A 25,795-nucleotide genomic window follows, 5' to 3' on the forward strand; every position below is an offset into this window, starting at 1 on the left:
AATGGAAAACAAAGCGTTAATTGCGGAGGCTAAGAAAGCCAGAGAGTATGCATATGTTCCTTATTCTAACTTTAAAGTTGGTGCGGCTTTACTTACAACGGATGGCAAGTGTTATCACGGGTGCAACATTGAAAATGCATCATATAGTATGACCAATTGTGCCGAACGAACCGCTTTATTCAAAGCGTATTCTGAAGGGGTGAACGAGGTTACAGCGATAGCTGTAATCGGAGATACAGACCGGCCGATATCTCCGTGCGGGGCATGCAGACAAGTGATGTCTGAATTATGCTCACCGAGTACGAAGGTGATTCTCACCAATTTGAAAGGGGATATAGACGAAATGACAGTAGCAGATTTATTACCAGGAGCATTTTCAGCGGAGGATTTACATGAGTAAAGAAGAGTTTAAATCAGGATTTGTTTCAATTATTGGAAGACCAAATGTCGGAAAGTCGACGTTGCTAAACCATATTGTTGGGCAAAAAATTGCGATTATGAGCGATAAACCACAAACAACAAGAAATAAAATTCAAGGTGTGTATACTGATCAGGATGCACAAATTGTTTTTATGGATACACCAGGTATCCATAAACCGAAGCATAAGCTTGGTGATTTTATGATGAAAATTGCTAGCAATACGTTAAAAGAAGTTGACGTGATTTTATTTGTCGTTGATGCAGCGGAAGGCTATGGTGCTGGAGAACAATTTATTATTGAGCGCCTAAAAAATACAAAAACTCCTGTGTTTTTAGTCGTTAATAAAATAGACAAGCTTCACCCTGATCAGTTATTGCAGTTAATTGATGGGTATCGAACAAAATTTGATTTTAAAGAAATTATTCCAATTTCTGCACTTGAAGGGAATAATGTGAATACGTTACTTGAACAAATTACCGGTTATTTAGAAGAAGGACCGCAATATTATCCAAGTGACCAAGTGACGGATCACCCGGAGCGTTTTATTGTTGCGGAGCTCGTACGTGAAAAAGTTCTTCACTTGACAAGAGAAGAAATCCCGCACTCGATTGCTGTTGTCATTGAGCAGATGAAGAGAAGAGGAAACGGTGATACGGTTTATATTGGCGCGACTATTATCGTAGAGCGCTCGTCCCAAAAAGGAATCATTATAGGGAAGCAGGGAACTATGCTTCGTGAACTTGGACAGCGAGCTAGAAGTGATATTGAAGCATTACTTGGTTCAAAAGTCTTCCTAGAACTGTGGGTGAAGGTTCAAAAGGATTGGCGCAACAAAGCGATGCATTTACGTGATTTCGGGTTTAGGGAAGATGAATACTAAAGGAAACATGGTTTTGTTGTTAACAAATCCTTAACAATGGCTTTCTTTTTAGCCATTGTTTTTTTATGGAAAAAACAATATGATAAAAAGAAAAGCAAAAAATCAAAAAAGGAATTTACAAATTTTCCTTAACATGATTTTAGCAATCAAGGTCAATATAGTAGTACAGGGTGTCTAAAGTGCTTTTAAGAAAGGTGGAATCATTGATGCTTGAATTTTCCTGGAAAGTTTTTTCACAAACTGGAAACATCGATACGTACCTGCTGATGAAGGAAATTGAAAGAGAATCACAAGAATCAAATGAACAAATGATCGAAAAGTACAGTGAACTAGACGCTCATCCTACAAATTGATATTGATTGCACCACAAAAAAATGTGTGGTGATTTAGTGTATGTTGCAGAAAGCAGAAGCAATTGTAATCCGTACGACAAATTACGGTGAATCGCATTCGATTTTAACATTGTATACGAGAGAATTTGGGAAGGTTGGTGTTATGGCCCGAGGCGCTAAAAAGCCAAAAAGCCGGCTTGCATCGATCTCGCAATTGTTTATTTATGGAAGTTACCTATTTCATAAGAGCCCTGGATTATCGACGTTAAATCAGGGGGAAATTATTCACTCGTTCCGCACGATTCGTGAGGATCTCACAAGGGCTTCTTATGCATCTTATGTTGTTGAACTGATTGACCGATTGACAGATGAGAGGCAACGTAATCCTTACTTATTTGAACTTTTATGGCAAACATTGCAGTATATGGATGAAGGGGTAGACCCAGAAATTTTAACGCGAGTTTTTGAAGTGAAAATGCTCATTGTTGCTGGGATTCGTCCACAACTCGATTGTTGTGCAAGTTGTGGGCAAACGGAAGGTGACTTTGCATTTTCAATTAAAGAAGCTGGTTTTATTTGTCATCGCTGTTTTCACAAAGATCCATATGTGATGAAGATATCAACACATACCGTTAAGTTATTACGCTTGTTTTACCACTTTGATTTGAATCGATTAGGTAAGGTATCTGTAAAACAAGCAACGAAACAAGAATTAAAAGAAGTGATCTCAGCGTATTACGATGAATATTCGGGTCTATCCCTTAAGTCAAAAAGGTTCTTAGATCAGTTAGAACGAATGAATCTCTTAACGAATAGTGACAGTTGACAGGAGGTTGCCGAAAAAGTACGATTTTCACTTTTTAGCAACCTCTAAGTAAATGTGCGAAGCGATTACAATTCCTTGAAGCTTTTACCTTGGACATTTTCAGCAGTCTAAGTTGACAGCCTTGTTTTTTTTGCGTATTATTCTAGTTAAATTATATGGTGTAACGAAGGGAAGTAGTACTTATCTTCTTCATTGAAAGCGAACCTAGGATGGTGGAAGCTAGGGCAGTGAGCGGTAAGGAAGGCAGCCTGGAGCACAGTCGTGAAAGTGGCTTTTCCGTATTGGAAGGGCAAATAGGGTGGAACCGCGGGAAGACTCTCGTCCCTATGTCTGACTATAGGCATAGTGACGAGAGTTTTTTTTGCACAGCACTTTCAGGACGTTGAGTACACTAATGATAACAGTTGGAGGTTAACAAATGAATGTACAAGATATGATCTTAACGCTGCAAAACTTTTGGGCGAAACAAAATTGTTTAATTATGCAAGCGTATGATGTCGAAAAGGGTGCAGGTACAATGAATCCAATGACATATTTACGAAGCATTGGTCCTGAGCCATGGAATGTTGCTTATGTAGAACCATCTAGACGCCCAGCTGATGGCCGTTATGGGGAAAACCCGAATCGTCTGTATCAGCATCATCAATTTCAGGTCATCATGAAGCCTTCTCCAGATAACATTCAAGAGCTTTATTTACAGAGCTTAGAGGAGTTAGGAATTAACCCATTAGAGCATGACATTCGCTTCGTCGAGGATAACTGGGAGTCACCAACATTAGGTGCTTGGGGGCTTGGATGGGAAGTGTGGCTAGATGGAATGGAGATTACACAGTTTACGTATTTCCAGCAAGTTGGGGGCATTGATGCAAACCCAGTAGCTGCAGAAATTACATATGGAATCGAACGTTTAGCGTCTTACATTCAAGATAAGGAAAATGTTTTTGATTTAGAATGGGTAAATGGATTTACGTATGGTGATGTTTTCCTGCAGCCGGAATATGAGCATTCAAAATACACGTTTGAGGTTTCTGACAGCAAGATGTTGTTTAATTTATTTAGTACGTATGAACAAGAGGCTGAGCGTGCGATTGAAGAGAACCTCGTATTCCCAGCTTATGACTATGTGTTGAAGTGTTCGCACGTCTTTAATTTACTTGATGCAAGAGGAGCGATTTCGGTGACTGAGCGTACAGGCTATATCGGACGCGTTCGAAATCTCGCCAGAAAATGTGCAAAGGTATATTATGAGGAACGAGAACGGTTAGGTTTTCCAATGTTAAAAGGTGAGGAGGGACAAGAGAATGAGTAAACGTGATTTTTTATTAGAAATTGGACTTGAAGAAATGCCTGCACGGTTTGTGACAGATGCGATGAATCAATTAGCGACTACTTTAGCCCAATGGTTAAAAGCAGAAAGAATCTCTTATGAGCGTGTCACTTCCTTTTCAACACCACGTCGCTTAGCGGTTATTGTTGAAGGATTAGCAGAAAAGCAAGCGGATATGGAGGAAGAAGCGCGCGGACCTGCCAAGAAAATTGCAGTTGATGACAATGGTGATTGGACAAAGGCGGCGCTTGGTTTTGCACGAGGGCAAGGTGTAGACCCTACGGATTTATATTTTAGTGAAGTAAAAGGGACAGAATATGTCTTTGCCAAGAAATATACAGTTGGGCAAGTGACAAGTTCACTATTACCACAAGTAGAGGGACTCATTAAAGGGATGAACTTTCCAAAAAACATGCGTTGGAATCAATACGACCTCAAGTTTGTACGTCCGGTTAAGTGGTTAGTTGCTTTGTATGGCAGTGAAGTAGTTCCATTTGAAATCACAAACGTAGTGACAAATCATTATACATACGGTCATCGTTTTCTCGGTGGGGAGTGCAAAATTGAGAGCCCACAAGAATATAAAGACGCCCTCCGTTCTGAATTTGTGATCGTTGACCCGGATGAAAGAAAAGAAGCGATTCGTAACCAAATCGCAACAATTGAAAAAGAGAATCAGTGGGTAATTCCGATTGACGAAGAGCTTCTAGAAGAGGTTAACAATCTTGTTGAGTACCCAACAGCCCTTCATGGTAGCTATGATGAAGAGTTTTTATCGTTACCGAAAGAAGTGTTAATTACGTCCATGCGTGAGCATCAACGTTACTTCCCAGTAAAAAATAACGATGGCGAGTTATTAGCTAATTTCGTTACCGTTCGTAATGGGGATAGCAATCATTTGGAAAATGTCGTAAAAGGAAATGAAAAAGTATTGCGAGCACGACTTGCAGACGCGATGTTTTTCTACAAGGAAGATCAAAAACTAAAGTTGGATGACGCACTGTCGCAGCTAGAGAATATTGTTTATCATGAGGAGTTAGGCTCTATTGGTGATAAGGTGCGCCGGATTCGAGAAGCTACAAGTGACCTTGTGACCTTGCTAGGAATTGATGAACAAACGGCTAAACGTGCGGATCGAGCGGCGCAGTTATGTAAATTCGACCTCGTTACATTAATGGTTGATGAGTTTACCGAGCTTCAAGGTCGTATGGGTGAGGAATATGCGTTAATGGCAGGTGAGCATGAGTCAGTTGCAAAAGCAATTAGTGAACACTATATGCCACGCTTCTCAGGTGACCAAAGCCCATCGACACAAGTGGGAACGGTTGTTAGTATCGCTGATAAACTTGATACGATTACGACATGTTTCGCCATTGGTTTAATCCCGACAGGATCCCAAGACCCATATGCGCTACGTCGACAGTCTGCGGGAGTGATCCAAATGATTCTAGATCATAACTTATCGGTAAGTGTTGAAGAATTAATTGATGTATCGCTACAAGTCGTTGAGCAGCGTCAGTTGTTAAAACGAGATCGCAAAGACATTATGGCTGATTTAATTGATTTCTTTAAGTTGCGTATTAAACATACCTTACAGGACCGTGGCATCCGTTATGATGTGATTGAAGCCCTGTTAACAACATCAATTGATCGTGTAGATGTCATTGTCAAAAAAGCTGAATTGATTATGGAAAATCGCGAGGAAGTATCTTTTAAAGAGGTTGTTGAATCATTAAGCCGGGTGACAAACATTGCGAAAAAAGCTGAAGGAAAACAGCAGGCAGTAGAGCCTCGTTTGTTCGACCATACAGAAGAGAAAGAGTTATTTCGCGTAGTAAATGAGGTAGAAGAGGTTGTCGAACGTGCGTTGCGCGAAGGTGATGTTGAGCGTGCCTATAAGGCGATTGCTTCACTTAAAACGCCAATAAATAAGTATTTCGATCATATTATGGTGATGGCAGAAGATAACAAAGTAAAAGAAAATCGTTTGAGTCAAATGAGGCAGCTTGCAACAACGATTCATACATTTGCGCATTTCAACTCTCTAGTATTTGCTTAATGGACCAAAATGGAGAAACCTGTTACATGAAATGGGTTTCTCCATTATCTGAAATAAATAACAATTAGTATGAAACATACACTGATTATCCAAAAAAAGTTCACGTTATTTTGTAATTGAGCCGCTTTTTATTTCAAAAAATGCTTAAATAGTATATAATTAAACTTTGAAAAAGCATAACACATTTGTGTTGTGAAGGCGGTGAAGGACAATCGAACTAACAATTCGTCAAGAACAAATATTAGAAATCGTTAAGGACAATGGTCCAATTACTGGTGAGCAAATTGCAGAGAAGCTTTCGCTTACCAGAGCAACCCTGCGTCCGGATCTAGCGATATTAACAATGGCAGGTTTTCTAGATGCAAGGCCACGTGTTGGCTATTTTTATACAGGAAAGACTGGATCTCAATTATTAACGGAGAAAGTTAAGAACATCACTGTTCAGCAGTATCAGTCGATTCCTGTAGTCGTTAATGATTCCTCATCAGTCTACGATGCGATCTGTACGATGTTTTTAGAGGATGTCGGTACATTGTTTGTCGTTGATTCCGCAACAACATTAGTAGGGATTCTTTCGCGAAAAGATTTATTGCGGGCGAGCATTGGGAAGCAAGATTTAGAGTCGATGCCAGTTAGTATCATTATGACACGTATGCCAAACATAACGATGTGTAAGAAAGAGGATTTAATTATTGAAGTGGCTAATAAGCTAATAGATAAGCAAATTGATGCTCTTCCCGTAGTGAAACAACCTGATACGGGAACTGGTTATGAAGTTGTTGGCCGGATTACGAAAACAAATATCACAAAGGTTTTAGTTGATTTGGCTAATGATGACCTGATTTAAAGTATGTGAAGTGTGTGATTATTAGTAGGAGGTAGTGATGGAGGAGTTAAATCATCGTCCGATCGTTTACGTCGTCTCCGATTCCGTAGGCGAAACAGCTGAATTAGTTGTAAAAGCCGCGGCGAGTCAATTTGGTGGTTCAGGAGTAGAGATAAGACGGATTCCATATGTTGAAGATGAAGCAACCATTGATGAAGTGATTGTATTAGCAAAACAAGTACATGCTGTTATCGCATTTACGCTAGTTATTCCGGAAAAGAAACAATATTTACTTGACCAGGCTAAGGAAGCTGGTGTTGAAACGGTTGATATTATTGGGCCAATGCTTGATAAGATTGGTACTTTAACTCAACAAGAAGCACGTTATGAACCAGGATTGCTTTACCGACTAGATGAAGATTACTTCAGAAAAGTTGAAGCGATTGAGTTTGCCGTGAAGTATGATGATGGTCGTGACCCACGTGGCATCATGCGGGCAGATGTTGTTTTGATTGGAGTTTCACGAACATCGAAGACACCGTTATCTCAATATTTGGCTCATAAACGCTTAAAAGTTGCAAATGTGCCACTCGTACCAGAAGTTGAACCACCTGAAGAGTTGTTTAAAGTATCCCCCAAAAAATGCATTGGCTTAAAGATCAATTCAGAAAAGCTAAATGATATTCGAACTGAGCGTCTTAAGGCTTTAGGGTTAAAGGCAGAAGCTAACTACGCGAACATGGAGCGTATAAAAGAAGAGCTTGAATATGCAGAAAAGGTTATGGATAAAATTGGATGTACTGTGATAGATGTTTCAAGTAAAGCTGTAGAGGAAACGGCTAATTTGATTTCAAATATGTTTAGAGATAAGTAATCAAAAAAGTACAGGATTGTTTGTTAAAAACTCCTGTACTTTTTTTGTGGTCAAAATAGCAAAAATAAATTATAATAAAATATTGTGAATTTATTTTTTGAAGAAATAAGCATAAATCAAAAAAAGAACAAATAAATTGAAAAAGTCAAGACTTTTTCTTGTTTTTTTGGAAATGATAGTAAGAGAAGATCGTTATAAGTGGTTGCTCGACAAATTTCTCTTATAAAAAGAAAAAATAGCAGGATTCTGTAAGGAGATGTAGAAAACAAGACATATGCGAACAATGAAGCGGAACATTTGGGTCGACGCTGATTCGTGTCCTGTAAAAGAGGAAGTGATCACCATTGCAACTGAATATGAAGAAGACGTTGTTTTTATATCGTCATATGCCCACCACGTAACGGATCCTAGAGTGACGAACTCGATTGTTGTTGATTCGGAACGTGAAGCGGTCGACTTGTATATTGTCAATCATGTGAAGGCTGATGATATTGTGATTACACAGGATCATGCTTTAGCAGGAATTTTGCTTCCACGTGGGGCAAAGGTCATATCACCACGTGGTATCATTTTTACAGAAGCTGACATGCCACAACTGCTAGAATTTAGACACGCGTCTAAAAAGCAGAGGAGGGCTGGAAAAAAGACGAGTGGACCTAAAAAATTTTCCGAACAGGATCGACAAACGTTTTGTCGAACACTCCGGAAGATTTTATCAAAAAAAGAAGGATTATAGCAAAAAAAAACCGAAAGGTAATACTCGTCCAAAACGAAGACTTTTTACTATGAAAATGGTGATGAACATCCATGGGGAATCGTATACCGGAAGAAACGATTGAACAGATTAGAAGTTCTGTCGATATTGTAGAAGTAATCAGTGATTATGTTCAGTTAAAAAAACAAGGGCGTAATTATATAGGACTTTGTCCTTTCCATGGGGAGAAAACACCTTCATTTTCGGTTTCACCGGACAAACAATTGTTTCATTGTTTTGGGTGTGGAGCTGGAGGGAATGTATTTTCGTTTTTAATGCAAAATGAGGGATTTAGTTTTGTTGAGGCAATTAAACAATTGGCGCAGGTAGCTAAGGTTGACGTGCCAGAATTGAAACAATTTGAACAGGCGAAAAGCAAAAACCATCATTTGTCGGATGTTAGCCAAGGTTATGAACTTGTTGCGAAATTTTATCACCATGTTCTCGTTAATACAGAGCAAGGAGAACAAGCCCGAAATTATTTGCTGAATCGGGGCTTCACCGAGGAAATGATCCAGCATTTTCAGGTTGGTTATGCTGTTGATTCTTGGGATGCAACAACAAACCTACTTGCTAAAAGGAATTTTAATGTCGACAAAATGGAAAGTGTAGGCCTGCTTGCTAAACGGGATTTTGATGGCAAGTATTTTGACAGGTTCCGTAATCGAATTATGTTTCCGATTTGGGATGGGCAAGGTCATGTAATTGGTTTTGGTGGGCGGATCCTAGGAGAAGGACAGCCTAAATACTTAAATAGTCCTGAGTCGAAACTCTTTAATAAAAGCAAAACGATATATGGTCTTCATTTAGCAAGGCGAGAGATTCGAAAAGAAAATCAGGCCGTCTTATTTGAAGGATATGTCGATGTGATTGCTGCTTGGAATGCTGGAGTGAAAAATGGAGTGGCTACATTAGGTACAGCATTAACCGAAGAGCAAGCAAAAACAATTCGTCGTAATGCTGAAACTATCGTCATATGCTATGATTCAGATTCGGCTGGGGTTCAAGCAGCATATCGTGCTTCAAAGATTCTTCAAGATGCGGGGGGTTATGTTCGAGTCGCACAAATGCCTGAAGGCTTAGACCCCGATGACTTCATTCAAAAATTCGGTGGAGAGCGATTTAAAACGAATGTAATAGGGGCAAGCTTAACGTTAATGGCATTTAAGATGCAATATTTACGAAGAGATAAAAACCTTCAAGATGAAGGAGATCGAATGCAGTACATCGAAGAAGTACTGAGTGAAATTAGTAAATTGTCGAGAGCTGTCGAACGGGATCATTACCTAAGGCAACTCGCAGATGAGTTCTCGCTCTCTTTACATGCATTAAAACAAGAGCAATTTCAAATGTATAAAGCATCAAAACATAGGCATGAAACAAATGAACGCCAAGTAAGGCTCACGAATACAAAGCTAGAAGAAAAGCGTCTATTGCCAGCTTTTCAAAATGCAGAACGAATGTTGCTTGCTCATATGATGAGAGATGCAGATCTAGCAGAAAAAGTTCAGGAAAGTATCGGTGGTGCCTTTAATGTTGATGAATACCATGCCATTGCTGCTCATTTATATGCTTATTATGCGGAAGGCAATGAACCTGACTTTAGTCACTTTATACAGCGACTTGAAGATAGAAAGTTAGTGAATATAGCCACCGAAATTGCGATGCTAGACGTTGCTGGAGAGTTATCTGACCAAGAATTATCCGATTATATTAAGCAGATTGAAAATCATCCAAAATGGGTAGAAATAGAAGAAAAAGAACATCAAAAGAAAATGGCTGAAAAGGAAAACGATGTTGTTTTAGCAGCTAGAATAGCAATGGAAATTATTGATATGAAAAAGGCTCTTAAAGGATAATACCAACAAATTTTAAAATATGTCGAGATGTGTTGTGTCAAGAATGGAAGGAGGGGATCGAATGGCTGAGAAACCATTACGTCCACTGGCGGAAGGCGAATTAACCATCGATCAAGTGAAAGAACAATTAGTAGAGCTTGGGAAAAAGCGAGGAGTGTTATCATATGCAGATATCACTGAAAAATTAGCAGCTTTTGACCAAGATTCAGATCAAATGGACGAGTTCTTTGAATACCTTGGAGAGCAAGGTGTTGAAATCTTAAATGAAACCGAAGAAGTCCCAAGTCTCCAACAAGTTGCGAAGGAAGAGGAAGAGTTTGATCTTAACGATTTAAGTGTTCCTCCTGGAATCAAAATTAATGATCCTGTTCGAATGTACTTAAAAGAAATAGGTCGTGTCCCGCTTCTATCTGCAGAGGAGGAAATTGAACTAGCGAAAAGGATTGAAGAAGGCGATGAGGAAGCGAAGCGCCGTTTAGCTGAAGCAAACTTACGTCTTGTTGTTAGTATAGCTAAACGTTATGTTGGTCGTGGTATGTTATTTCTTGACCTGATTCAGGAAGGAAATATGGGGCTTATAAAGGCTGTAGAAAAGTTCGATTATGAAAAAGGTTATAAGTTTAGTACGTATGCTACATGGTGGATTAGACAAGCGATTACAAGAGCGATTGCCGATCAAGCGCGAACGATCCGTATCCCTGTGCATATGGTTGAGACGATTAACAAGCTTATTCGTGTTCAACGTCAGTTGTTACAGGACCTAGGACGCGAACCGACACCAGAAGAAGTTTCAGAAGAAATGGATTTAACACCTGATAAGGTACGAGAAATCTTAAAAATTGCTCAAGAGCCGGTATCACTTGAAACGCCGATTGGTGAAGAAGACGATTCCCATTTAGGTGATTTCATTGAAGATCAAGAAGCCCTTGCGCCATCTGATGCTGCTGCGTATGAATTACTAAAAGAGCAGTTAGAAGACGTTTTAGATACGCTAACGGATCGAGAAGAAAATGTTCTTCGCTTACGATTTGGATTAGACGATGGTCGAACTCGAACGCTTGAAGAAGTAGGAAAAGTCTTTGGCGTCACGCGTGAACGAATTCGTCAGATCGAAGCGAAGGCTTTACGAAAATTGCGACATCCAAGTCGAAGCAAACGCTTAAAAGATTTCTTAGAATAGAGATAAAGGTGGTTTACTTCGTAAGGAGTAAACCCTTTTTATACTGTTACACGGCTATGTTCAGGAGGAGAGCCGATGGACCCGCGACGTAAAGAGACGATTATAAAGGAAATCAAGTATTGGAAACAGAACAGTCTGTTACCTGAGCATTATTGTGATTTTTTACTAACTTTGTATACGGAAGGTACTGAAGAAACAGATTCAAAAAAACATTCGTTCTTTTCGCTTGAAGCGTTTAAGGCATCAGTATCAATCAGTTTCGTCATTGTGTTGTTGCTAATAACAATTGTTGTCATTTATTTTACTGATTTTTCTTTTGTTTTGCAAATGACCGTTTTAGCAACCATTATGGCAGTTCTATTTCTCATTGCATGGTACATATCGAAGTCTAGCCAATTGCTGTCTCACCTTTATATTTTATTTGCGGCGTTACTTAGCTTTTTAATGTTAGTCCATGTGACGTCAGAGTTTTTTCCTGAAAATCGGTTAGCAATGGGAATCGCTGTATTTATAACTTGTGTGTTGTGGATGCTTTCAGGGATTTGGTGGAAGGTTAGGTTTTTGATGATTGCTGGTATCGTTGGTTTGAGTTTGCTGGGTATTTTTGTCATACTGGAAGTCTAACCGACAAAATATAAAAAGTGAATTGGATTGTCAATGGGTTTTTTGTTAAAAAGTAGTGACAAAAACCGCAAAAATCCAGTTAACTCTTTTATCTTTAATTATTTTAAAGTAAAATATAGAAGGAATGTTCACTTTACTTTATAATGTTGAACGTGTACTTAAGTTGAAAAGGGGGATATACAAATGAAAGGTAAACCACTTGTTCCATTTGCAGTAACAGCAGTGCTCGGAATACTTTTAATGATTGTTCTTTCTCTTGTTGGCCTAAATCACCAAGCGACGCTTGAAGAAGGTGACGGGGAAGAAGTAGAAGAAGTTGTAGAATTTGATGACCCTATTCAGGCAGGTGAAGACCTTGTAAATCAGTCTTGTATTAGTTGTCATGGTAATGATCTAACAGGGGTTAGTGGCCCAGCAATTAATGCCTTAGAAGGTCAATACTCAGAAGATGAAATTGCAGATATTGTATTAAACGGTATCGGTGGGATGCCAGCAATGCCTCATAATGAGGTAGAAGCTGAGGCAATCGCTACATACTTACTATCGATTTCTGAGTAATAGCACAAAAAGAGGGGGAAGATTCTTCCCTCTTTTTTTTATGCTCTTATTTATAACGAATTGATATGATATCGTTTCATTTTTCTTTTCATGTAGGATCTGTAACTGTGGTCAAAGTTCTATCCCTCTCTTGCATACTAGATCAGGAAAAGCTATTATGAAGGAATGAATACATTGAAAATTGTGGTGAAGACAAATGAATGAAGTAAATTTATCTGATCGCTTATTACGTGTCGCAAATCATGTCCCTCAAGGGGCGAAGGTAGCTGATATTGGGTCTGATCATGCCTATTTACCATGCTACCTCTGTCTGGAAGGAATCATCGATGCTGGCGTTGCTGGTGAAGTTAATGAAGGGCCATTCCAATCTGCACTTAGTCAAGTAAAGAAGGTCGGGTTAGAACAGCAGATTGAAGTCAGAAAAGGGAATGGGCTTGAGGTGATCGAACAAGGTGAAGTTGATGTCATCACGATTGCTGGGATGGGCGGACCATTGATTAGAACGATCCTAGATGAAGGGAAGGATAAATTAAACGGAGTCAAGAAATTAATCTTACAGCCAAATATCGCCGCTGATAAACTACGAATATGGTTGAAAGATCAAAGTTGGGCGCTTGTAAGCGAAGAAATTTTTGAAGAAGATGAAAAAATTTATGAGTTGCTAATAGCAGAAAAGGGGGATGGCAGCCGTCCTTATGAGGAGGACCTAGAAACCGAGTTTTTGCTCGGTCCTTACTTGATGAGAGAAAAGAATGCTGCTTTTCGAAAGAAATGGGATCACGAATTAGCAAACTGGAAAAAGGTGCTTAGTCAATTTGAGCATGCCCAACATACTCCAGAAATGATTGCGAAAAAAGCAGATCTTCAAAGAAAGATTGATAAAGTTGAGGAGGTTTTATCATGAGTAAAATGGCAAATGGTCAGGCGATTATTCAAGCTTTTGAGAGTTGGTCACCGAAGTCATTAGCGGTTGAAGGTGATAAGGTTGGCTTGCAAGTCGGGACATTAAACAAACCGGTGCGAAAGGTTATGGTTGCGCTAGACGTCTTAGAAGATGTGATTGATGAAGCGATACATGAAGAGGTTGACCTCATTATTGCACACCACCCTTTAATTTTTAGACCATTGAAAAATATCATGACTGACCGTGCACATGGAAGGATTGTCGAAAAGGCGATTAAGAATGATATTACTATTTATGCAGCACACACGAATTTGGATGTTGCAAATGGTGGGGTAAACGATTTAATGGCAGAGGCATTAGGACTTGAAGATACCGAAGTGTTAGCTCCAACAACCTCTGTTCCTTTAAAAAAGGTTGTGATTTTTGTTCCGCACTCACATGCTGATCAAGTTAGACAAGCTATAGGTAATGCTGGAGGGGGGCATATCGGCAATTACAGCCACTGTACATATAATAGTGAAGGAACAGGAACGTTTGTCCCTGGAGCTGGTACTGATCCTTACATAGGTGAACAAGGAAAAATGGAGTTTGTTGATGAAGTAAAGGTCGAAAGCATTGTGCCAGTTGACTTACAGAACAAAGTTGTACGGGCAATGATAAACGCTCACCCTTATGAAGAACCAGCTTATGATATTTATCCATTGGATAATCAGGGCGAGACGTTGGGATTAGGTAGAATTGGTAAATTGAAGAATGATATGACCCTACAGCAGTTCGCTGAGCATGTGAAGGCTGCTTTTTCTGTTAAGGGAGCAAGAGTCGTCGGTGATTTAGAAGAAAAGGTTAAGAAAGTTGCTGTTTTAGGTGGGGATGGAAATAAGTATATGACGCAAGCGATGATGAAAGGTGCCGATGTATTTGTTACCGGAGATGTTTATTATCATGTTGCACACGATGCGATGATGGATGGATTAAACATTGTCGATCCTGGACATAATGTTGAGAAAGTTATGAAGGAAGGCGTAAAGCAGTTCCTTGAAGGTGTTGTCAAAGAGAAAAAATATAAGACGGAAGTCATCGCATCTCAGGTGCACACGGACCCATTTACATTTCTATAGGAAATAAAGAGGCTGTGACTAAAAGGTTGGTTTTACCTTTTTAGTCACAGCCTTTAATTTTTATTCATTTTGCCCCGGTCCCTTTACCTATGAGTTATAACCTATTTTGTTTTAACTTTAGGTAATAATTTTTGTAAGCTCACTTTTCTTTCAAGCGTATGAGTAGATGGATCGTTAGGATCGAATTGTTCGATGAAATTGATCACTTCTTTGGTAATGGGTGTAGGGGTTGATGCCCCTGAGGTGACACCAACTACCGATGCCTGGTTAATCCAATCGAGGCTTAATTCACTCAAGTCTGCAATGCGGTATGCAGGTGTATCAGCGATTTGCTCTGAAACTTGTGCAAGGCGATTTGAGTTATTGCTCTTTGGATCACCAACAACGATAACAACGTCTGCTTCTTTAGCTTGCTCTGCTACCGCTTCTTGCCTTACTTGTGTAGCTAAACAGATTTCATTATGAATTTCTGCATGTGGGTATTTCTTCATCGCACGGTTCATAATATCAGAAACATCCCATTGACTCATCGTTGTTTGATTTGTGATGATAATTTTATCTGATTGAATGCTAAGATCATCTACGTCATCAACATTACCAACGAGGTGAACAATATCAGGAGCAACACCGATAGCACCTTCAGGTTCTGGATGCCCTTTTTTTCCAACATAAATGATATCGTAACCCTCTGCTTTTTTTTCGCGAATAAGGTCATGAGTCCTTGTGACATCTGGGCAAGTTGCATCAACGGTCGTTAGCCCTTTTTCTTTGGCAACACGTCGTACCTCAGGTGAAACGCCATGAGCGGTGAAGATAACGGTACCTTTATCAACATTCTTTAAAATCTCTAATCGGTTGGGGCCGTCTAAAGAGATAATGCCTTCTTCTGAAAAAGCATCTGTCACATGTTTGTTATGCACAATCATCCCGAGAATATAGATGGGTCTTGGTAAGTCAAGGTTTTGAGCAGCTTGTCTTGCAAGGACCATTGCATCAACCACACCGTAACAGTAACCTCGTGGTGAAATTTTGAGTACTTTCATGATAGGCCTCCTAAACTATCTATTCAATGTCATTATCGATCAAATGAGTTGAGTTACATTCTTATCCATTATAAATCACGTATAAATCAATGACAATGAATATGGATAGGAAATTACTCGGAAGCAACGAGGTTATTCTCAATAAATTGGTAGGCCTCTTCTTCTGAAATATTGTTAACGAGTATAAGTTCACTAGCAATGAATTGTTTTGCTTTTTCTAAATTGTTGCGATCTTGAATGTGTAGACCGTTCGCACGGTCACTTGCCTTTTTGGATAAATTAGCAATAACATGGGCGGCATCTGTGATGCTTCCTGTTTTTAAGAGGTTTTCATTTTCTCTGGAGTAATGTTTTGGATTTTCTGGCTTTGTATCTGAACCATTTTTAAGCGCACTTACTAATTCGTCTACTTCTTCTTGTTCGATGACTTTTCGTAAGCCAGATTCTTCTATACGATTTTCAGGTAGCATGAGAGTGATATCATTGAGGGGAAAATAAAGGACATAATACGAAAGCGTCTCACCAAGAACATCCTTGACCTCGATGTCGCTAATTGTGCCAGCACCGTGGAAGGGGTAAACAACGTGTTCGCCGATTTTGAACATGGACATGTACATTCCTCCAATAACTTATTACTAAGAGTGTACCATAAAAAATAATAAAAATAAAATTTTACTACCAATGACCAATCACTGTCAATAATAAAATAAAAAAATGTAAAATAAAAAAGTATTAGAAAAAGGTCTGTCTCGCCAGTCGCGTAACAGTCATCTCAGGTACAATATGTAGAACTTTATTAAAAAGCTGTACTTATATTGTACCTGGATGAAATAAGCAGTCACGTATGAGATAGCCCCTATCAATTATATATATAATTTTGGTGCTGGTGTTATGCCTTCCTTTGTTCCTTTTGTTCCTTCGAGATCTTTTATTGATGTTGAAGTGGGTTCTTCAGTGGCGGTGGATGGTTGACTAGAAGGAGCTGGGTTTTCTTCTTCATCCTGTGTGCTCGGTTCTGTGGAATCTTCATTCACTTCAACATCAATCACTTCCTCTTCCGTTGAGTCTGAAGAGTCGTCTTCATCTGGATTTGAGGAATCAGAACCACCTGCAAACATTCCGAGAAGAGCGGGCATACTTTTAACAAGCGGGCCGTACTGCTGAATCATTGGTCCGACAGATTGCGCCATTCCAATCGCTTTTTGTGTGTTTTGAAGAAAGTTAAGAATATTATCCATTCCTAAACCTGTTCCTGTGTTGACAGGGTTTGTGCCTAAAGCTCCCGGTATTTGTTCAGCCCCTCCCATCATTCCTGGGAATCCAAATGGTTGCTGTGGTTGTTGTGGAGAACCTGGGAACATTGCCTGATTTGATGAAGGATTCGACCTTCCACCAAATAAGCGAGATAATAATCCCCCAGGTCTAGGAGGCACCTGCTGCATAGGCATTCCTTGGTAGCCTTGAAAGGGGTGCTGAGGCATTCCGTAAGAAGAGGAAGGAGGGTGATTCATCGGCATTTGAGATTGAGATCGTGGAAACATGGTTGTCATCCTTTCATTCTTCGAGTCCTACCTATCATAGCTATATGCATGAACAGATAAACGGTGAATAAAGTGGATTACACTACCAACGAATAACAATTTTATGGTAGAATAAACTATTGCAATAATGTCGAAACCAATAATAGGAACAAATGATAAATTAAATAAAAGGTAGGAGACAACGATGGAAAAATCACAATTTAAACGCTTAGAGCTTCAACCATTTTTACTTGAAGCGCTTCATGCGCAGGGCTTTAAAAAACCAACTGAAATTCAAGAGCGATTGGTCCCTGCAATTTCGAATGGGAAAGATGTTATTGGACAATCGGAAACGGGTTCTGGAAAAACACTAGCTTTTTTATTGCCAATTGTAAATAATATTGATCCAATGAACTTAGAGGTTCAAGCGGTGATTACCGCACCAACAAGGGAATTGGCGACTCAAATTCATAATGAGCTTAAGAAGTTACTGGATTATTGTGATCCTGAACAAATGATTCAAGCGAAGCTCATGGTTGGAGGAACCGATCGTTTACGGTCGATGGAAAAGCTAAAAATGCAACCCCATATTGTCGTCGGGACCCCGGGGCGCATTCATGATATGGTCACTGAACAGGCGTTAAAGATATATACAACAGCAACGCTTGTCGTTGATGAGGCAGACCAAATGTTAGATATGGGCTTTATTGCAGATGTAGATAAAATTGCTGCTCGTATGAGCGAGGAGTTACAAATGCTTGTTTTCTCTGCCACAATACCGGAAAAGCTCCAACCCTTTTTAAAAAAATATATGAACAATCCACGGCATGTCCATGTTAAACCGAAGCAGGTAACGACGCCGAACATTGATCACCGATTAATGCCACTTCGTCATCGTGATAAATTACAATTAGTGACTGATATTGCAACGGCATTGAACCCTTTTTTGGCTATTATTTTCACAAATACAAAAGAAGCTGCAGATGAAGTGGCTGATACACTTGCTGCACAAGGGTTAAATGTTGACCGATTACATGGTGGTTTGCATCCAAGACAACGGAAGCAAGTGATGAAACGAGTAAAAGATCTTAAAACGCAATTTTTAGTAGCGACCGATTTAGCTGCAAGAGGAATTGATATCAAAGGTGTCAGCCATATTATTAACTATGAATTGCCAAAGGATCTCGATTTTTATGTCCATCGTGTCGGGCGCACTGGGCGTGCTGGTGATACAGGGGTGGCTGTGACTCTATATGAGCAAACTGATCAATTCGCAATTGATAAATTAAAAAAACGAGGGATTTCCTTTACATATGTTGATTTGCGGCGCGGAGACTGGGTTACCTTAGAAAAGCCGAAAGAGCGTATCGAAAAAAGAAAGCTGACCAAAGCAGATATCTCACCGAAAACAGGTGGAAAGGCGAAGGCAAAAGGCAAAGCTGTAAAGCCAGGGTATAAAAAGAAGCAGCGCTGGCAACAAGAGCAGGAAGAAAAGCGTCAACGTAAACTTGCGCGCCGGAAACAGGGTCGAAACAAGAGATAAAGCAGGGAGTGGAGTTACAATGAAGATAGGTTCACATGTATCAATGAATGGAAAAAAGATGTTATTAGGATCTAGTGAAGAAGCGGCATCATATGGTGCAAATACCTTTATGATTTATACAGGTGCCCCGCAAAACACACGCCGTAAGCCGATTGAAGAACTGAATATTGAGGCTGGTAAGGAGCATATGAACGCTCATGGTATAGAGGAAATTGTCGTACATGCCCCATACATTATCAATATTGGCAATACACAAAAGCCTGAGACATTTGAACTTGGCGTCAATTTTTTGCGTTCTGAAATAGAGCGTACAGAGGCACTTGGTGCCAAACAAATTGTCCTACATCCAGGAGCACATGTTGGTGCAGGGTCAGAAGCAGGCATAAAAAAAATCATTGAAGGTCTTAATGAGGTTTTGCATAAAGATCAGCACGTTCAGATTGCGCTTGAGACAATGGCAGGAAAAGGCTCTGAATGTGGTCGTTCATTTGATGAATTAGCTAAAATCATTGATGGTGTCACTTTAAATGAAAAGTTATCTGTCTGCTTTGATACTTGTCATACTCATGATGCTGGATATGATATCGTTAACGATTTCGATGGAGTCTTAGAAGAGTTTGATCAAATTATTGGTGTTGAGCGATTGAAAGTACTTCATATCAATGATAGTAAAAATGAACGTGGTGCAGGAAAAGACCGTCATGAAAATATTGGCTTTGGTCATATTGGTTTTACGGCATTGAATCAAATTGTTCATCATCCACAACTAAAAGATGTGCCGAAAATATTAGAAACACCGTATGTCGGAACAGATAAAAAAAATAAAAAGCCTCCGTATCGTTTAGAAATTGAGATGTTAAGAAACAAGGCGTATGATGAAGAATTGAAAAATCGACTCCTTGAAGCATAGAAAAAAAGCAAGGTACTGACCTTGCTTTTTTTTCGTTATAGCATATGTTGAAATTGTTGAAGGAGTTGCTCAGCTTTTTTTGCCGTCTCTTGGTCAATTTCTGTTTTAATTTGATTGATGATTCTTTCACGTTGTTTTTCATTTAAGATATCGATAGGTTCAGCTCGAAGGATTTGGATGATTCGTTCTGCTTGTCTTTCGGTGATCGGCAGTTGGTATTGCTGGGACAATTGCATGAGCTCGGCTTTTGTAATTGAATTTAGCTTCGCATTAATCATTTGTTGCAATACAGGATTGATCATACTCATCTACACCCCTTACTTAGATCATACATATATGGTATGAGTTTCCATTAAGGTTGTGATCGGCTTTATGAACTTTCTGAATTCAGTGAATTGTATCTAGGAAATAGTGGTATTATTTTGTATAATGAGAAAAAGAAGCTTTTTACTAATATAAGCATATGACTAACAGTTCAATAGATATGTAGGTAACAATCCTTGATCTAGTCTTACTGAGGGAGGGTTTTATGATCAATTCATACTCCAATCATCAAAAAATAAATCAATTACACCATGAATTTGAAGCAATGAATCAGCAATACCGCTTGCTTCTCCAGAAAGATGGTCAGATTATAGATGTCGACGGTAGTTCAATTCTTACACAGAAGCATTCTTCATCAAATAACTTCTTTGACTTTTTTGAGGGTTGCGAGCGCGAAAAAGCCCAAAAGTTTTTAAAAAAGATTATTAAGTATGGAAAGCAAGATCTAGAAGAACTACAGCAGTGTATTGAGGATTGTTATCAGACAGTGATCTATAATGGATGTTATCTAGATGGTCAACTTTTATTAGTTGGGACGGTTATTAACGAACAATATAACGGTGGTTTTCCTGAACGAACAGATCCTCATAGTCGTAATGAGTTTCAGGAAGTATTGGAGCTTATAGATGTTTCTTTAGCAGTTGTCACACGTCAAGGAACGGTGAAGTTTTATAATCAATACTTTCAAGAAGTATTAGACCTAGATGAAGGTGAGATTACGATTGGTGATGACTTTGAGGACATTACGGAACACAATCAACTCTGTGCTGATGTCAAAGCAACGGTTCGGCATGTGATGGATAGTCATCAATCCTATCAAAGGGATTACGATGATCATGAACTATATTACCGGATTAAAGCCGTATATTCTAATGATCACGACAGTATTTTAATCATGATCTATGACCATTCGTTTGAAAAGCGATTTGAAGAACTGCTTACCTTTCAACAGCAAATGGAATCCGTTTCTCATATAGCTGCTGGTGTCGCCCACGAACTTAGGAATCCACTATCTGTTATCAAAGGTTTTTTGCAGTTGGCGGATTTAACGAAAAGCTTTTCAAAATATTATGATACGATTTTATCAGAACTTAATCGTATGAATGCCATTATTGAGGACTTCTTATCGGTATCACGAAAGAGGATTGAACAAAAAATACAATCCCCCCATGGAATTATGAAGTCTTTGTTTTATATTGTTAAATCAGAGTGTACCCTACATAATGTATCATTTGATTACAACCTGGATGAAACAACAGCTCAAGTACACGTCAATGAATCAATGATTAAACAAGTGATTTTAAATATTTTACGAAATGCGATTGAAGCTTTTGAAGACGAGAAAAATAGATATCTTAATATAAATACGAATGTGAGCAAGAGCTTTTATTATATTATCATCGAAGATAATGGCCCAGGTATGGATGAACGATTGTTGGAGAATATAGATAAGCCATTTTTTACGACAAAGGAAAAAGGGACTGGTATTGGTATCCCTTTGTGTAAAAAAATTATTGAGGATCATGGAGGCTCATTTTCGGTTAAAAGTGAATTAAATGTCGGGACGAAAGTAACGATTTCGTTGCCGATTGTCGGGGAAAAGAACTGCTAATTTATGTTAAGATATGCGGTTCTTTTTTATTGGATTGTGTAGCAAAGCACAAATTAGAGAAATCAGTCTACTCGGGTTACCTTAGAAGGGAGACAAGAAAGGTCGGGAAGAAGATACGGTATAATAAAGTAGAAGAGAGTGCGTAAAATGAATAGTACAATAAAATAGTTTACAAATGTTTAAGTAAAGGAATATAATTGGATATAGGATAAAAAGTTTCCCATAGGAAACTTTTTATCTGCAGGACGTGCACAGATCTTTGAAGCGCTCATAAAATAATTTTAAATTTATACATTAGATATATGAATGATATCTGTTCGTAGCAAAGGTATGTTGATCATGAGACATCCATTTTTCTTACCCAAAAAGTTGCTGCAATGCAACAATTGTTTCTTGAGTTAACTTTTAGTCATGGATGTGTAAGGAGGTTGTAAGGATGGGAAACAGTGAACGTATCGTTCATGTAGAAAACTTATCGGTATATTATGAAAATAATCAGGCAATAAAAAATGTTTCTTTTACAGCGAAAGCCGGACAATTAATTGGGATTGTTGGTCCAAATGGGGCAGGTAAATCTACTTTAGTTAAAGCAGTGATGGGTCTTGAGAAGGTGCGTACAGGAGACGTGTCTATTTTTGGTCAGTCTGTAAGCAAGGTGAGAGACCGTATTTCTTATGTTCCACAAAGAAGTCAAATTGATTGGGATTTTCCAGTCTTGGTCGAGGATGTTGTGATGATGGGGAGGTTTGCTCATATTCCTTGGTATCTTCGCCCACGCAAACAAGATCGCAAAATTGTGACGAAATCGCTAGAGAAAGTTGGGATGACAGACTATCGTAAAAGGCAGATCGGGGAGCTGTCTGGCGGGCAACAGCAGCGCGTCTTCATTGCAAGAGCTTTAGCACAACAGGCCGATCTTTTCTTTTTAGATGAACCATTTGTTGGAATTGATGTTACGTCTGAAAAAATCATTATCGATTTGCTTAGAGAGCTGCGAGAAGAAGGGAAAACGTTGTTTGTTGTTCATCACGATTTAAGTAAAGTAGAGGATTACTTTGATCAATTAATGTTACTTAATAAACAACTTATTCAATTTGGAGATGTGCAAGAAGTGTATAAGCCAAACTTCTTAAGTGAGACGTACCAAGGAAGCATTACGATGTTTGCAGATAATAACCACATGACGGTGGTGGGGAACTAATGGAACAAGTATCATTATTTATTGAACAATTGCAAACTTATCAGTATCTGCAACAGGCATTACTTGCAGCCGTTTTGGTAGGCATCATTTGTGGTGTCATTGGTTGCTTCATTATTTTGAGGGGTATGGCACTGATGGGTGATGCGATTTCACACGCTGTTTTACCAGGGGTCGTTATCGCATATATGGTCGGGGCGAGTTTCTTTATTGGTGCTGTTATTACAGGTGTCCTAACGGCACTTGCGATTGGTTATGTCTCCCAAAACAGCCGTATAAAAGATGATTCAGCGATCGGGATTATGTTTACCGCAGCTTTTGCCCTAGGTATTATCCTTGTAACGGGATTAGGTAGTACAGATGTCCATTTATGGCATATCTTATTTGGAAACGTATTAGCAGTATCGAGAAGTGATTTGTGGATTACGTTTGGAATTGGTATCTTCGTCATTGCGATGATTATTGTGTTCTACCGGCCATTGCTGCTTAGTACGTTTGATAGTACAATGGCAAAGGCGACTGGGTTACCTGTTCGGTTCATTCATTACATGTTGATGTTGTTGTTGTCACTAGTAACGGTTGCTTCACTGCAAACAGTCGGGATTGTTCTAGTCGTGGCTATGTTAATCACACCTGGTGCAACAGCTTATCTGCTTACAGATCGTTTGCCGGTCATGCTAGTTTTATCAGCAATCTTTGGAGTGATTTCTGGTGTTGTTGGTATTTACTATTCTGTTATTTATGATGTAGCCTCAGGGGCAGCGATCGTATTAGTGGCTTCGGTTTTATTTGCCCTTGCGTTTTTCTTTTCACCAAAACAAGGGATTGTTTCTAAAATGATTCGCTCACGATTTCAGAGCGCTAATTGAACGTAAAAAACAAGGAGCAAGTTCTCCTTGTTTTTTTACATATTGATTCCTATTCGCCTATTCTTCTTCATGAAATTGGGCAGCCATATCATAGAAGATTAGTTGACTTTGAACCGGTTGTTCGTCAAAGTGACGATAAACGTAGTGATAATTTCCTTCATTATCTTGCTCTCTTGCTTTTATATTATCTGAGAGTGTAATGGTTAAAATCGTTTTTATTCGTTCCTTTATTCGTTCACTAAAGATAGGGAATAAAATCTCTATTCGTTTCTCCATATTACGTGTCATCCAATCAGCGGATGATAAGTATAGTTTTTCTCCGCCGCCATGATGGAAGTAAAATATTCGGCTGTGTTCCAAAAAACGATCAACAATGCTTCGCACGCGGATGTTGTCACTAACTCCGGGTATATGGGGACGTAAGCAACAAATTCCGCGAACGATTAAATCAATTTTCACACCAGCTTGAGAGGCTTCATAGAGCTTAAGGATAATTGGCTTATCGGTTAAGGAATTCATTTTAGCGATGATTCGGCCTTCACCATATTGCTGATGGAATTTTATTTCCTGATCAATTAATGTAAGAAATGAATCTCGAATTTGATAAGGAGCAGTGGATAAATAATTCCATTCTGGTTTGTTGCTAAAACCACTCAGATAGTTAAAAAAATTGGTCGCATCCACACCAAAACGTTCATTTGCGGTTAAAATACCCATATCAGTGTACAACTTTGCTGTTGAATCGTTATAATTTCCTGTGCCGAGGTGGACAAACCGTTGAATTTCATTGTTGTTATGCCTGACAACTAATGTAATTTTGCTATGTGTTTTTAAGCCAGTAATGCCATAAATGACATGTACACCTGCTTTTTCAAGTTTTTTTGCCCACTGAATGTTGTTTTCTTCATCAAACCGTGCTTTAAGTTCGACTAATACAGTCACTTGTTTGCCACTTTCAGCAGCACGAGCTAAAGCGTTAACGATTGGTGAGTCACCACTCACACGGTAGAGTGTTTGTTTTATCGCTAGAACATTAGGATCATCAGCTGCTTTTGCGATAAAATCGACGATCGGTTGGAATGACTCGTAAGGGTGGTGAAGGAAAATATCCTTCTTTAAGATAGCTTCAAAAATATCGTCTTCATCTACTAAATCTTCAGGGGGCTGTGGAACTAACACGTCATTCACTAAATGCTCACACTCGGGTGCTAGCCGGTCATAAAATTTAGTGAAGAAGGTAAAGTCAAGTGGCCCCTTAAACGTGAAAACATCATACTTATGAATTTCAAGGACGTCAAGCAATAACCTCAACACTTTATTGTCCATCATACCTTCTCGCATTTCAAGACGTACAGCAGCGCCCCATTTTCTTTTCTTAAGTTCTTTTTCAATTTCTCTTAATAAATCACGTGCACCTTCTTCATGAATCGTGAGGTCTGCATTTCTCGTAATGCGAAATGGAGAAACTGATTTCACCTGATAGCCTGTAAATAATTTATCAATAAAATGACTGATGATGTCCTCAAGTAGAATAAACTGATGTTTTTGATTTGAAGATGGTAGTTGAACAAATCTTGTTAGAACACCAGGGGCTTGAACGATCGCAAGCTGTTCTTTTGCTTGTTTTTCATTGGACTTTTGGAGTACAACGGCCAAATTAATACTTTTATTTAATAGCATTGGGAATGGACGATAGGCGTCAATGGCCATCGGGGTTAACACAGGGAAAATATAATTATCAAAACGATCCTCTAAGTAATCGAGTTGTGCCGCTGATAATTCAGACGTTGTTAAGAATTGAAACCCCTCGTCATCCAACGCTGGTAGAATCGTTTCAGTTAAGACTCTGTCTTGTAACGCGACTAAATCTTTCGTTTTTTCGGATATTTTCTTTAATTGCTGCTTCGGTGTTAAGCCTGCTTTATTTTCTGGCTTATTGAATCCAGCCTTTACTTGATCCTTTAAGCCAGCAACCCGGACCATGAAGAATTCATCGAGGTTAGAGCTGAAGATCGCTAAAAATTTTAAACGTTCAAGTAATGGATTGCGTTCGTCAATGGCTTCTTCTAGTACACGTTTATTGAAAGCGAGCCAACTTAGTTCACGATTGTTGTAAAAGGTTGGGTTATTCATATCAATTGGACTGGCTTTAGTATCTCTATATAACTTTTCCATGTTGATCCTCAACCTTTCTCATCTTGTTTTGAGGGAAATACAAAAAATGAATGAACTAT

25 protein-coding genes are annotated in these 25,795 nt (G+C 39.0%); 20 read left to right on the top strand and 5 right to left on the bottom strand.

Going from position 1 to position 25,795, the window contains the following annotated elements; all coding sequences use genetic code 11:
* The first annotated feature begins 1 nt into the window (after position 1).
* The 15 genes from KH400_RS03535 to KH400_RS03605 all read left to right on the top strand — a co-directional run bounded on the left by KH400_RS03535 (position 2) and on the right by KH400_RS03605 (position 14,542).
* Positions 2-400 carry a cytidine deaminase gene (locus KH400_RS03535; RefSeq protein WP_246589267.1) on the top strand — a complete coding sequence of 133 codons (399 nt, stop codon included), beginning with the start codon at positions 2-4 and terminating at the stop codon, positions 398-400.
* Positions 393-1,301 carry a GTPase Era gene (gene era, locus KH400_RS03540; RefSeq protein ID WP_217221905.1) on the top strand — a complete coding sequence of 303 codons (909 nt, stop codon included), beginning with the start codon at positions 393-395 and terminating at the stop codon, positions 1,299-1,301. The genes KH400_RS03535 and era overlap by 8 nt, the downstream gene beginning before the upstream one ends.
* A 206-nt stretch (positions 1,302-1,507) precedes the next feature.
* Positions 1,508-1,654 (top strand): YqzL family protein, encoded by a 147-nt coding sequence (locus KH400_RS03545; protein WP_217221907.1) that lies wholly within the window; start codon positions 1,508-1,510, stop codon positions 1,652-1,654.
* A gap of 40 nt (positions 1,655-1,694) precedes the next feature.
* Entirely contained in the window at positions 1,695-2,459 is a 765-nt protein-coding gene (recO, locus tag KH400_RS03550; protein ID WP_217221909.1) for a DNA repair protein RecO, read from the top strand.
* A 418-nt stretch (positions 2,460-2,877) separates the two neighbouring features.
* On the top strand, positions 2,878-3,768 hold the full coding sequence (gene glyQ / locus KH400_RS03555; protein WP_217221911.1) for a glycine--tRNA ligase subunit alpha: 891 nt from the start codon (positions 2,878-2,880) through the stop codon (positions 3,766-3,768).
* Positions 3,761-5,845 (top strand): glycine--tRNA ligase subunit beta, encoded by a 2,085-nt coding sequence (gene glyS, locus KH400_RS03560; RefSeq protein ID WP_217221913.1) that lies wholly within the window; start codon positions 3,761-3,763, stop codon positions 5,843-5,845. The genes glyQ and glyS overlap by 8 nt, the downstream gene beginning before the upstream one ends.
* Positions 5,846-6,056: 211 nt before the next feature.
* On the top strand, positions 6,057-6,692 hold the full coding sequence (gene ccpN, locus KH400_RS03565; RefSeq protein WP_217222123.1) for a transcriptional regulator CcpN: 636 nt from the start codon (positions 6,057-6,059) through the stop codon (positions 6,690-6,692).
* A gap of 37 nt (positions 6,693-6,729) precedes the next feature.
* Entirely contained in the window at positions 6,730-7,545 is an 816-nt protein-coding gene (locus KH400_RS03570; RefSeq protein WP_217221915.1) for a pyruvate, water dikinase regulatory protein, read from the top strand.
* Positions 7,546-7,828: 283 nt separating this feature from the next.
* Positions 7,829-8,281, top strand: a complete 453-nt coding sequence (locus KH400_RS03575) for a YaiI/YqxD family protein (RefSeq protein ID WP_246589275.1) — start codon at positions 7,829-7,831, stop codon at positions 8,279-8,281.
* Between the two features lie 71 nt (positions 8,282-8,352).
* A complete protein-coding gene (dnaG, locus tag KH400_RS03580) occupies positions 8,353-10,158 on the top strand; it encodes a DNA primase (RefSeq protein ID WP_217221926.1) in 1,806 nt (601 codons plus the stop codon).
* 61 nt (positions 10,159-10,219) lie between these two features.
* Positions 10,220-11,338, top strand: a complete 1,119-nt coding sequence (rpoD, locus tag KH400_RS03585) for an RNA polymerase sigma factor RpoD (RefSeq protein ID WP_217221928.1) — start codon at positions 10,220-10,222, stop codon at positions 11,336-11,338.
* Between the two features lie 75 nt (positions 11,339-11,413).
* Positions 11,414-11,962, top strand: a complete 549-nt coding sequence (locus KH400_RS03590) for a hypothetical protein (protein WP_217221930.1) — start codon at positions 11,414-11,416, stop codon at positions 11,960-11,962.
* A gap of 183 nt (positions 11,963-12,145) precedes the next feature.
* Positions 12,146-12,520 (top strand): cytochrome c550, encoded by a 375-nt coding sequence (gene cccA / locus KH400_RS03595; RefSeq protein ID WP_217221932.1) that lies wholly within the window; start codon positions 12,146-12,148, stop codon positions 12,518-12,520.
* Between the two features lie 196 nt (positions 12,521-12,716).
* Positions 12,717-13,424 carry a tRNA (adenine(22)-N(1))-methyltransferase gene (locus tag KH400_RS03600; RefSeq protein ID WP_217221934.1) on the top strand — a complete coding sequence of 236 codons (708 nt, stop codon included), beginning with the start codon at positions 12,717-12,719 and terminating at the stop codon, positions 13,422-13,424.
* Positions 13,421-14,542: a Nif3-like dinuclear metal center hexameric protein gene (locus KH400_RS03605; protein ID WP_217221937.1), complete on the top strand. Its 1,122-nt coding sequence runs from the start codon at positions 13,421-13,423 to the stop codon at positions 14,540-14,542. The genes KH400_RS03600 and KH400_RS03605 overlap by 4 nt, the downstream gene beginning before the upstream one ends.
* Before the next feature lie 101 nt (positions 14,543-14,643).
* Here the strand turns inward: KH400_RS03605 and KH400_RS03610 are convergent, their stop codons facing one another.
* The 3 genes from KH400_RS03610 to vrrA all read right to left on the bottom strand — a co-directional run bounded on the left by KH400_RS03610 (position 14,644) and on the right by vrrA (position 17,126).
* On the bottom strand, positions 14,644-15,585 hold the full coding sequence (locus KH400_RS03610; RefSeq protein ID WP_217221938.1) for a 4-hydroxy-3-methylbut-2-enyl diphosphate reductase: 942 nt from the start codon (positions 15,583-15,585) through the stop codon (positions 14,644-14,646).
* Between the two features lie 113 nt (positions 15,586-15,698).
* Complete coding sequence (locus KH400_RS03615) at positions 15,699-16,190, bottom strand: CarD family transcriptional regulator (RefSeq protein ID WP_217222125.1); 492 nt, start codon at positions 16,188-16,190, stop codon at positions 15,699-15,701.
* A gap of 258 nt (positions 16,191-16,448) precedes the next feature.
* The gene (gene vrrA, locus KH400_RS03620; protein ID WP_217221940.1) at positions 16,449-17,126 is read right to left on the bottom strand and encodes a VrrA/YqfQ family protein; all 678 of its coding nucleotides are present in this window, start codon (positions 17,124-17,126) and stop codon (positions 16,449-16,451) included.
* 184 nt (positions 17,127-17,310) lie between these two features.
* Here vrrA and KH400_RS03625 point away from each other — a divergent pair, with 184 nt between their 5' ends.
* Both KH400_RS03625 and KH400_RS03630 read left to right on the top strand, forming a co-directional pair.
* Positions 17,311-18,648 carry a DEAD/DEAH box helicase gene (locus tag KH400_RS03625; protein WP_217221942.1) on the top strand — a complete coding sequence of 446 codons (1,338 nt, stop codon included), beginning with the start codon at positions 17,311-17,313 and terminating at the stop codon, positions 18,646-18,648.
* Between the two features lie 19 nt (positions 18,649-18,667).
* Positions 18,668-19,558 (top strand): deoxyribonuclease IV, encoded by an 891-nt coding sequence (locus tag KH400_RS03630; protein WP_217221944.1) that lies wholly within the window; start codon positions 18,668-18,670, stop codon positions 19,556-19,558.
* A gap of 35 nt (positions 19,559-19,593) precedes the next feature.
* Here the strand turns inward: KH400_RS03630 and KH400_RS03635 are convergent, their stop codons facing one another.
* Positions 19,594-19,866, bottom strand: coding sequence for a DUF2624 family protein (locus KH400_RS03635; RefSeq protein ID WP_246589277.1), 273 nt, complete (start codon positions 19,864-19,866; stop codon positions 19,594-19,596).
* Between the two features lie 221 nt (positions 19,867-20,087).
* On the opposite strand from KH400_RS03635, the gene KH400_RS23945 reads away from it, so the two are divergent.
* The 3 genes from KH400_RS23945 to KH400_RS03650 all read left to right on the top strand — a co-directional run bounded on the left by KH400_RS23945 (position 20,088) and on the right by KH400_RS03650 (position 23,561).
* Complete coding sequence (locus KH400_RS23945) at positions 20,088-21,494, top strand: two-component system sensor histidine kinase NtrB (RefSeq protein WP_246589279.1); 1,407 nt, start codon at positions 20,088-20,090, stop codon at positions 21,492-21,494.
* 436 nt (positions 21,495-21,930) lie between these two features.
* On the top strand, positions 21,931-22,695 hold the full coding sequence (locus KH400_RS03645) for a metal ABC transporter ATP-binding protein (protein ID WP_217221946.1): 765 nt from the start codon (positions 21,931-21,933) through the stop codon (positions 22,693-22,695).
* Positions 22,695-23,561, top strand: coding sequence for a metal ABC transporter permease (locus KH400_RS03650; protein WP_217221948.1), 867 nt, complete (start codon positions 22,695-22,697; stop codon positions 23,559-23,561). The genes KH400_RS03645 and KH400_RS03650 overlap by 1 nt, the downstream gene beginning before the upstream one ends.
* 57 nt (positions 23,562-23,618) lie before the next feature.
* On the opposite strand, the gene KH400_RS03655 is transcribed toward KH400_RS03650, so the two are convergent.
* Positions 23,619-25,736 (bottom strand): RNA degradosome polyphosphate kinase, encoded by a 2,118-nt coding sequence (locus tag KH400_RS03655; RefSeq protein WP_217221950.1) that lies wholly within the window; start codon positions 25,734-25,736, stop codon positions 23,619-23,621.
* Positions 25,737-25,795: the final 59 nt, after the last annotated feature.

The organism is Desertibacillus haloalkaliphilus, from assembly GCF_019039105.1.
GTDB lineage: Bacteria > Bacillota > Bacilli > Bacillales > KJ1-10-99 > Desertibacillus > Desertibacillus haloalkaliphilus.

What these genes read in the sequence shown, in the direction of transcription:
- KH400_RS23945 (WP_246589279.1), top strand. Translation starts at nt 20,088, where the DNA reads ATGATCAATTCATACTCCAATCATCAAAAAATAAATCAATTACACCAT.
- KH400_RS03600 (WP_217221934.1), top strand. Translation starts at nt 12,717, where the DNA reads ATGAATGAAGTAAATTTATCTGATCGCTTATTACGTGTCGCAAATCAT.
- KH400_RS03635 (WP_246589277.1), bottom strand. Translation starts at nt 19,866, where the DNA reads ATGAGTATGATCAATCCTGTATTGCAACAAATGATTAATGCGAAGCTA.
- recO (WP_217221909.1), top strand. Translation starts at nt 1,695, where the DNA reads ATGTTGCAGAAAGCAGAAGCAATTGTAATCCGTACGACAAATTACGGT.
- glyS (WP_217221913.1), top strand. Translation starts at nt 3,761, where the DNA reads ATGAGTAAACGTGATTTTTTATTAGAAATTGGACTTGAAGAAATGCCT.
- KH400_RS03615 (WP_217222125.1), bottom strand. Translation starts at nt 16,190, where the DNA reads ATGTTCAAAATCGGCGAACACGTTGTTTACCCCTTCCACGGTGCTGGC.
- dnaG (WP_217221926.1), top strand. Translation starts at nt 8,353, where the DNA reads ATGGGGAATCGTATACCGGAAGAAACGATTGAACAGATTAGAAGTTCT.
- KH400_RS03645 (WP_217221946.1), top strand. Translation starts at nt 21,931, where the DNA reads ATGGGAAACAGTGAACGTATCGTTCATGTAGAAAACTTATCGGTATAT.
- cccA (WP_217221932.1), top strand. Translation starts at nt 12,146, where the DNA reads ATGAAAGGTAAACCACTTGTTCCATTTGCAGTAACAGCAGTGCTCGGA.
- KH400_RS03535 (WP_246589267.1), top strand. Translation starts at nt 2, where the DNA reads ATGGAAAACAAAGCGTTAATTGCGGAGGCTAAGAAAGCCAGAGAGTAT.
- KH400_RS03610 (WP_217221938.1), bottom strand. Translation starts at nt 15,585, where the DNA reads ATGAAAGTACTCAAAATTTCACCACGAGGTTACTGTTACGGTGTGGTT.
- vrrA (WP_217221940.1), bottom strand. Translation starts at nt 17,126, where the DNA reads ATGTTTCCACGATCTCAATCTCAAATGCCGATGAATCACCCTCCTTCC.
- KH400_RS03655 (WP_217221950.1), bottom strand. Translation starts at nt 25,736, where the DNA reads ATGGAAAAGTTATATAGAGATACTAAAGCCAGTCCAATTGATATGAAT.
- KH400_RS03650 (WP_217221948.1), top strand. Translation starts at nt 22,695, where the DNA reads ATGGAACAAGTATCATTATTTATTGAACAATTGCAAACTTATCAGTAT.
- KH400_RS03630 (WP_217221944.1), top strand. Translation starts at nt 18,668, where the DNA reads ATGAAGATAGGTTCACATGTATCAATGAATGGAAAAAAGATGTTATTA.
- KH400_RS03590 (WP_217221930.1), top strand. Translation starts at nt 11,414, where the DNA reads ATGGACCCGCGACGTAAAGAGACGATTATAAAGGAAATCAAGTATTGG.
- KH400_RS03625 (WP_217221942.1), top strand. Translation starts at nt 17,311, where the DNA reads ATGGAAAAATCACAATTTAAACGCTTAGAGCTTCAACCATTTTTACTT.
- glyQ (WP_217221911.1), top strand. Translation starts at nt 2,878, where the DNA reads ATGAATGTACAAGATATGATCTTAACGCTGCAAAACTTTTGGGCGAAA.
- KH400_RS03575 (WP_246589275.1), top strand. Translation starts at nt 7,829, where the DNA reads ATGAAGCGGAACATTTGGGTCGACGCTGATTCGTGTCCTGTAAAAGAG.
- era (WP_217221905.1), top strand. Translation starts at nt 393, where the DNA reads ATGAGTAAAGAAGAGTTTAAATCAGGATTTGTTTCAATTATTGGAAGA.
- rpoD (WP_217221928.1), top strand. Translation starts at nt 10,220, where the DNA reads ATGGCTGAGAAACCATTACGTCCACTGGCGGAAGGCGAATTAACCATC.
- KH400_RS03605 (WP_217221937.1), top strand. Translation starts at nt 13,421, where the DNA reads ATGAGTAAAATGGCAAATGGTCAGGCGATTATTCAAGCTTTTGAGAGT.
- KH400_RS03570 (WP_217221915.1), top strand. Translation starts at nt 6,730, where the DNA reads ATGGAGGAGTTAAATCATCGTCCGATCGTTTACGTCGTCTCCGATTCC.
- KH400_RS03545 (WP_217221907.1), top strand. Translation starts at nt 1,508, where the DNA reads ATGCTTGAATTTTCCTGGAAAGTTTTTTCACAAACTGGAAACATCGAT.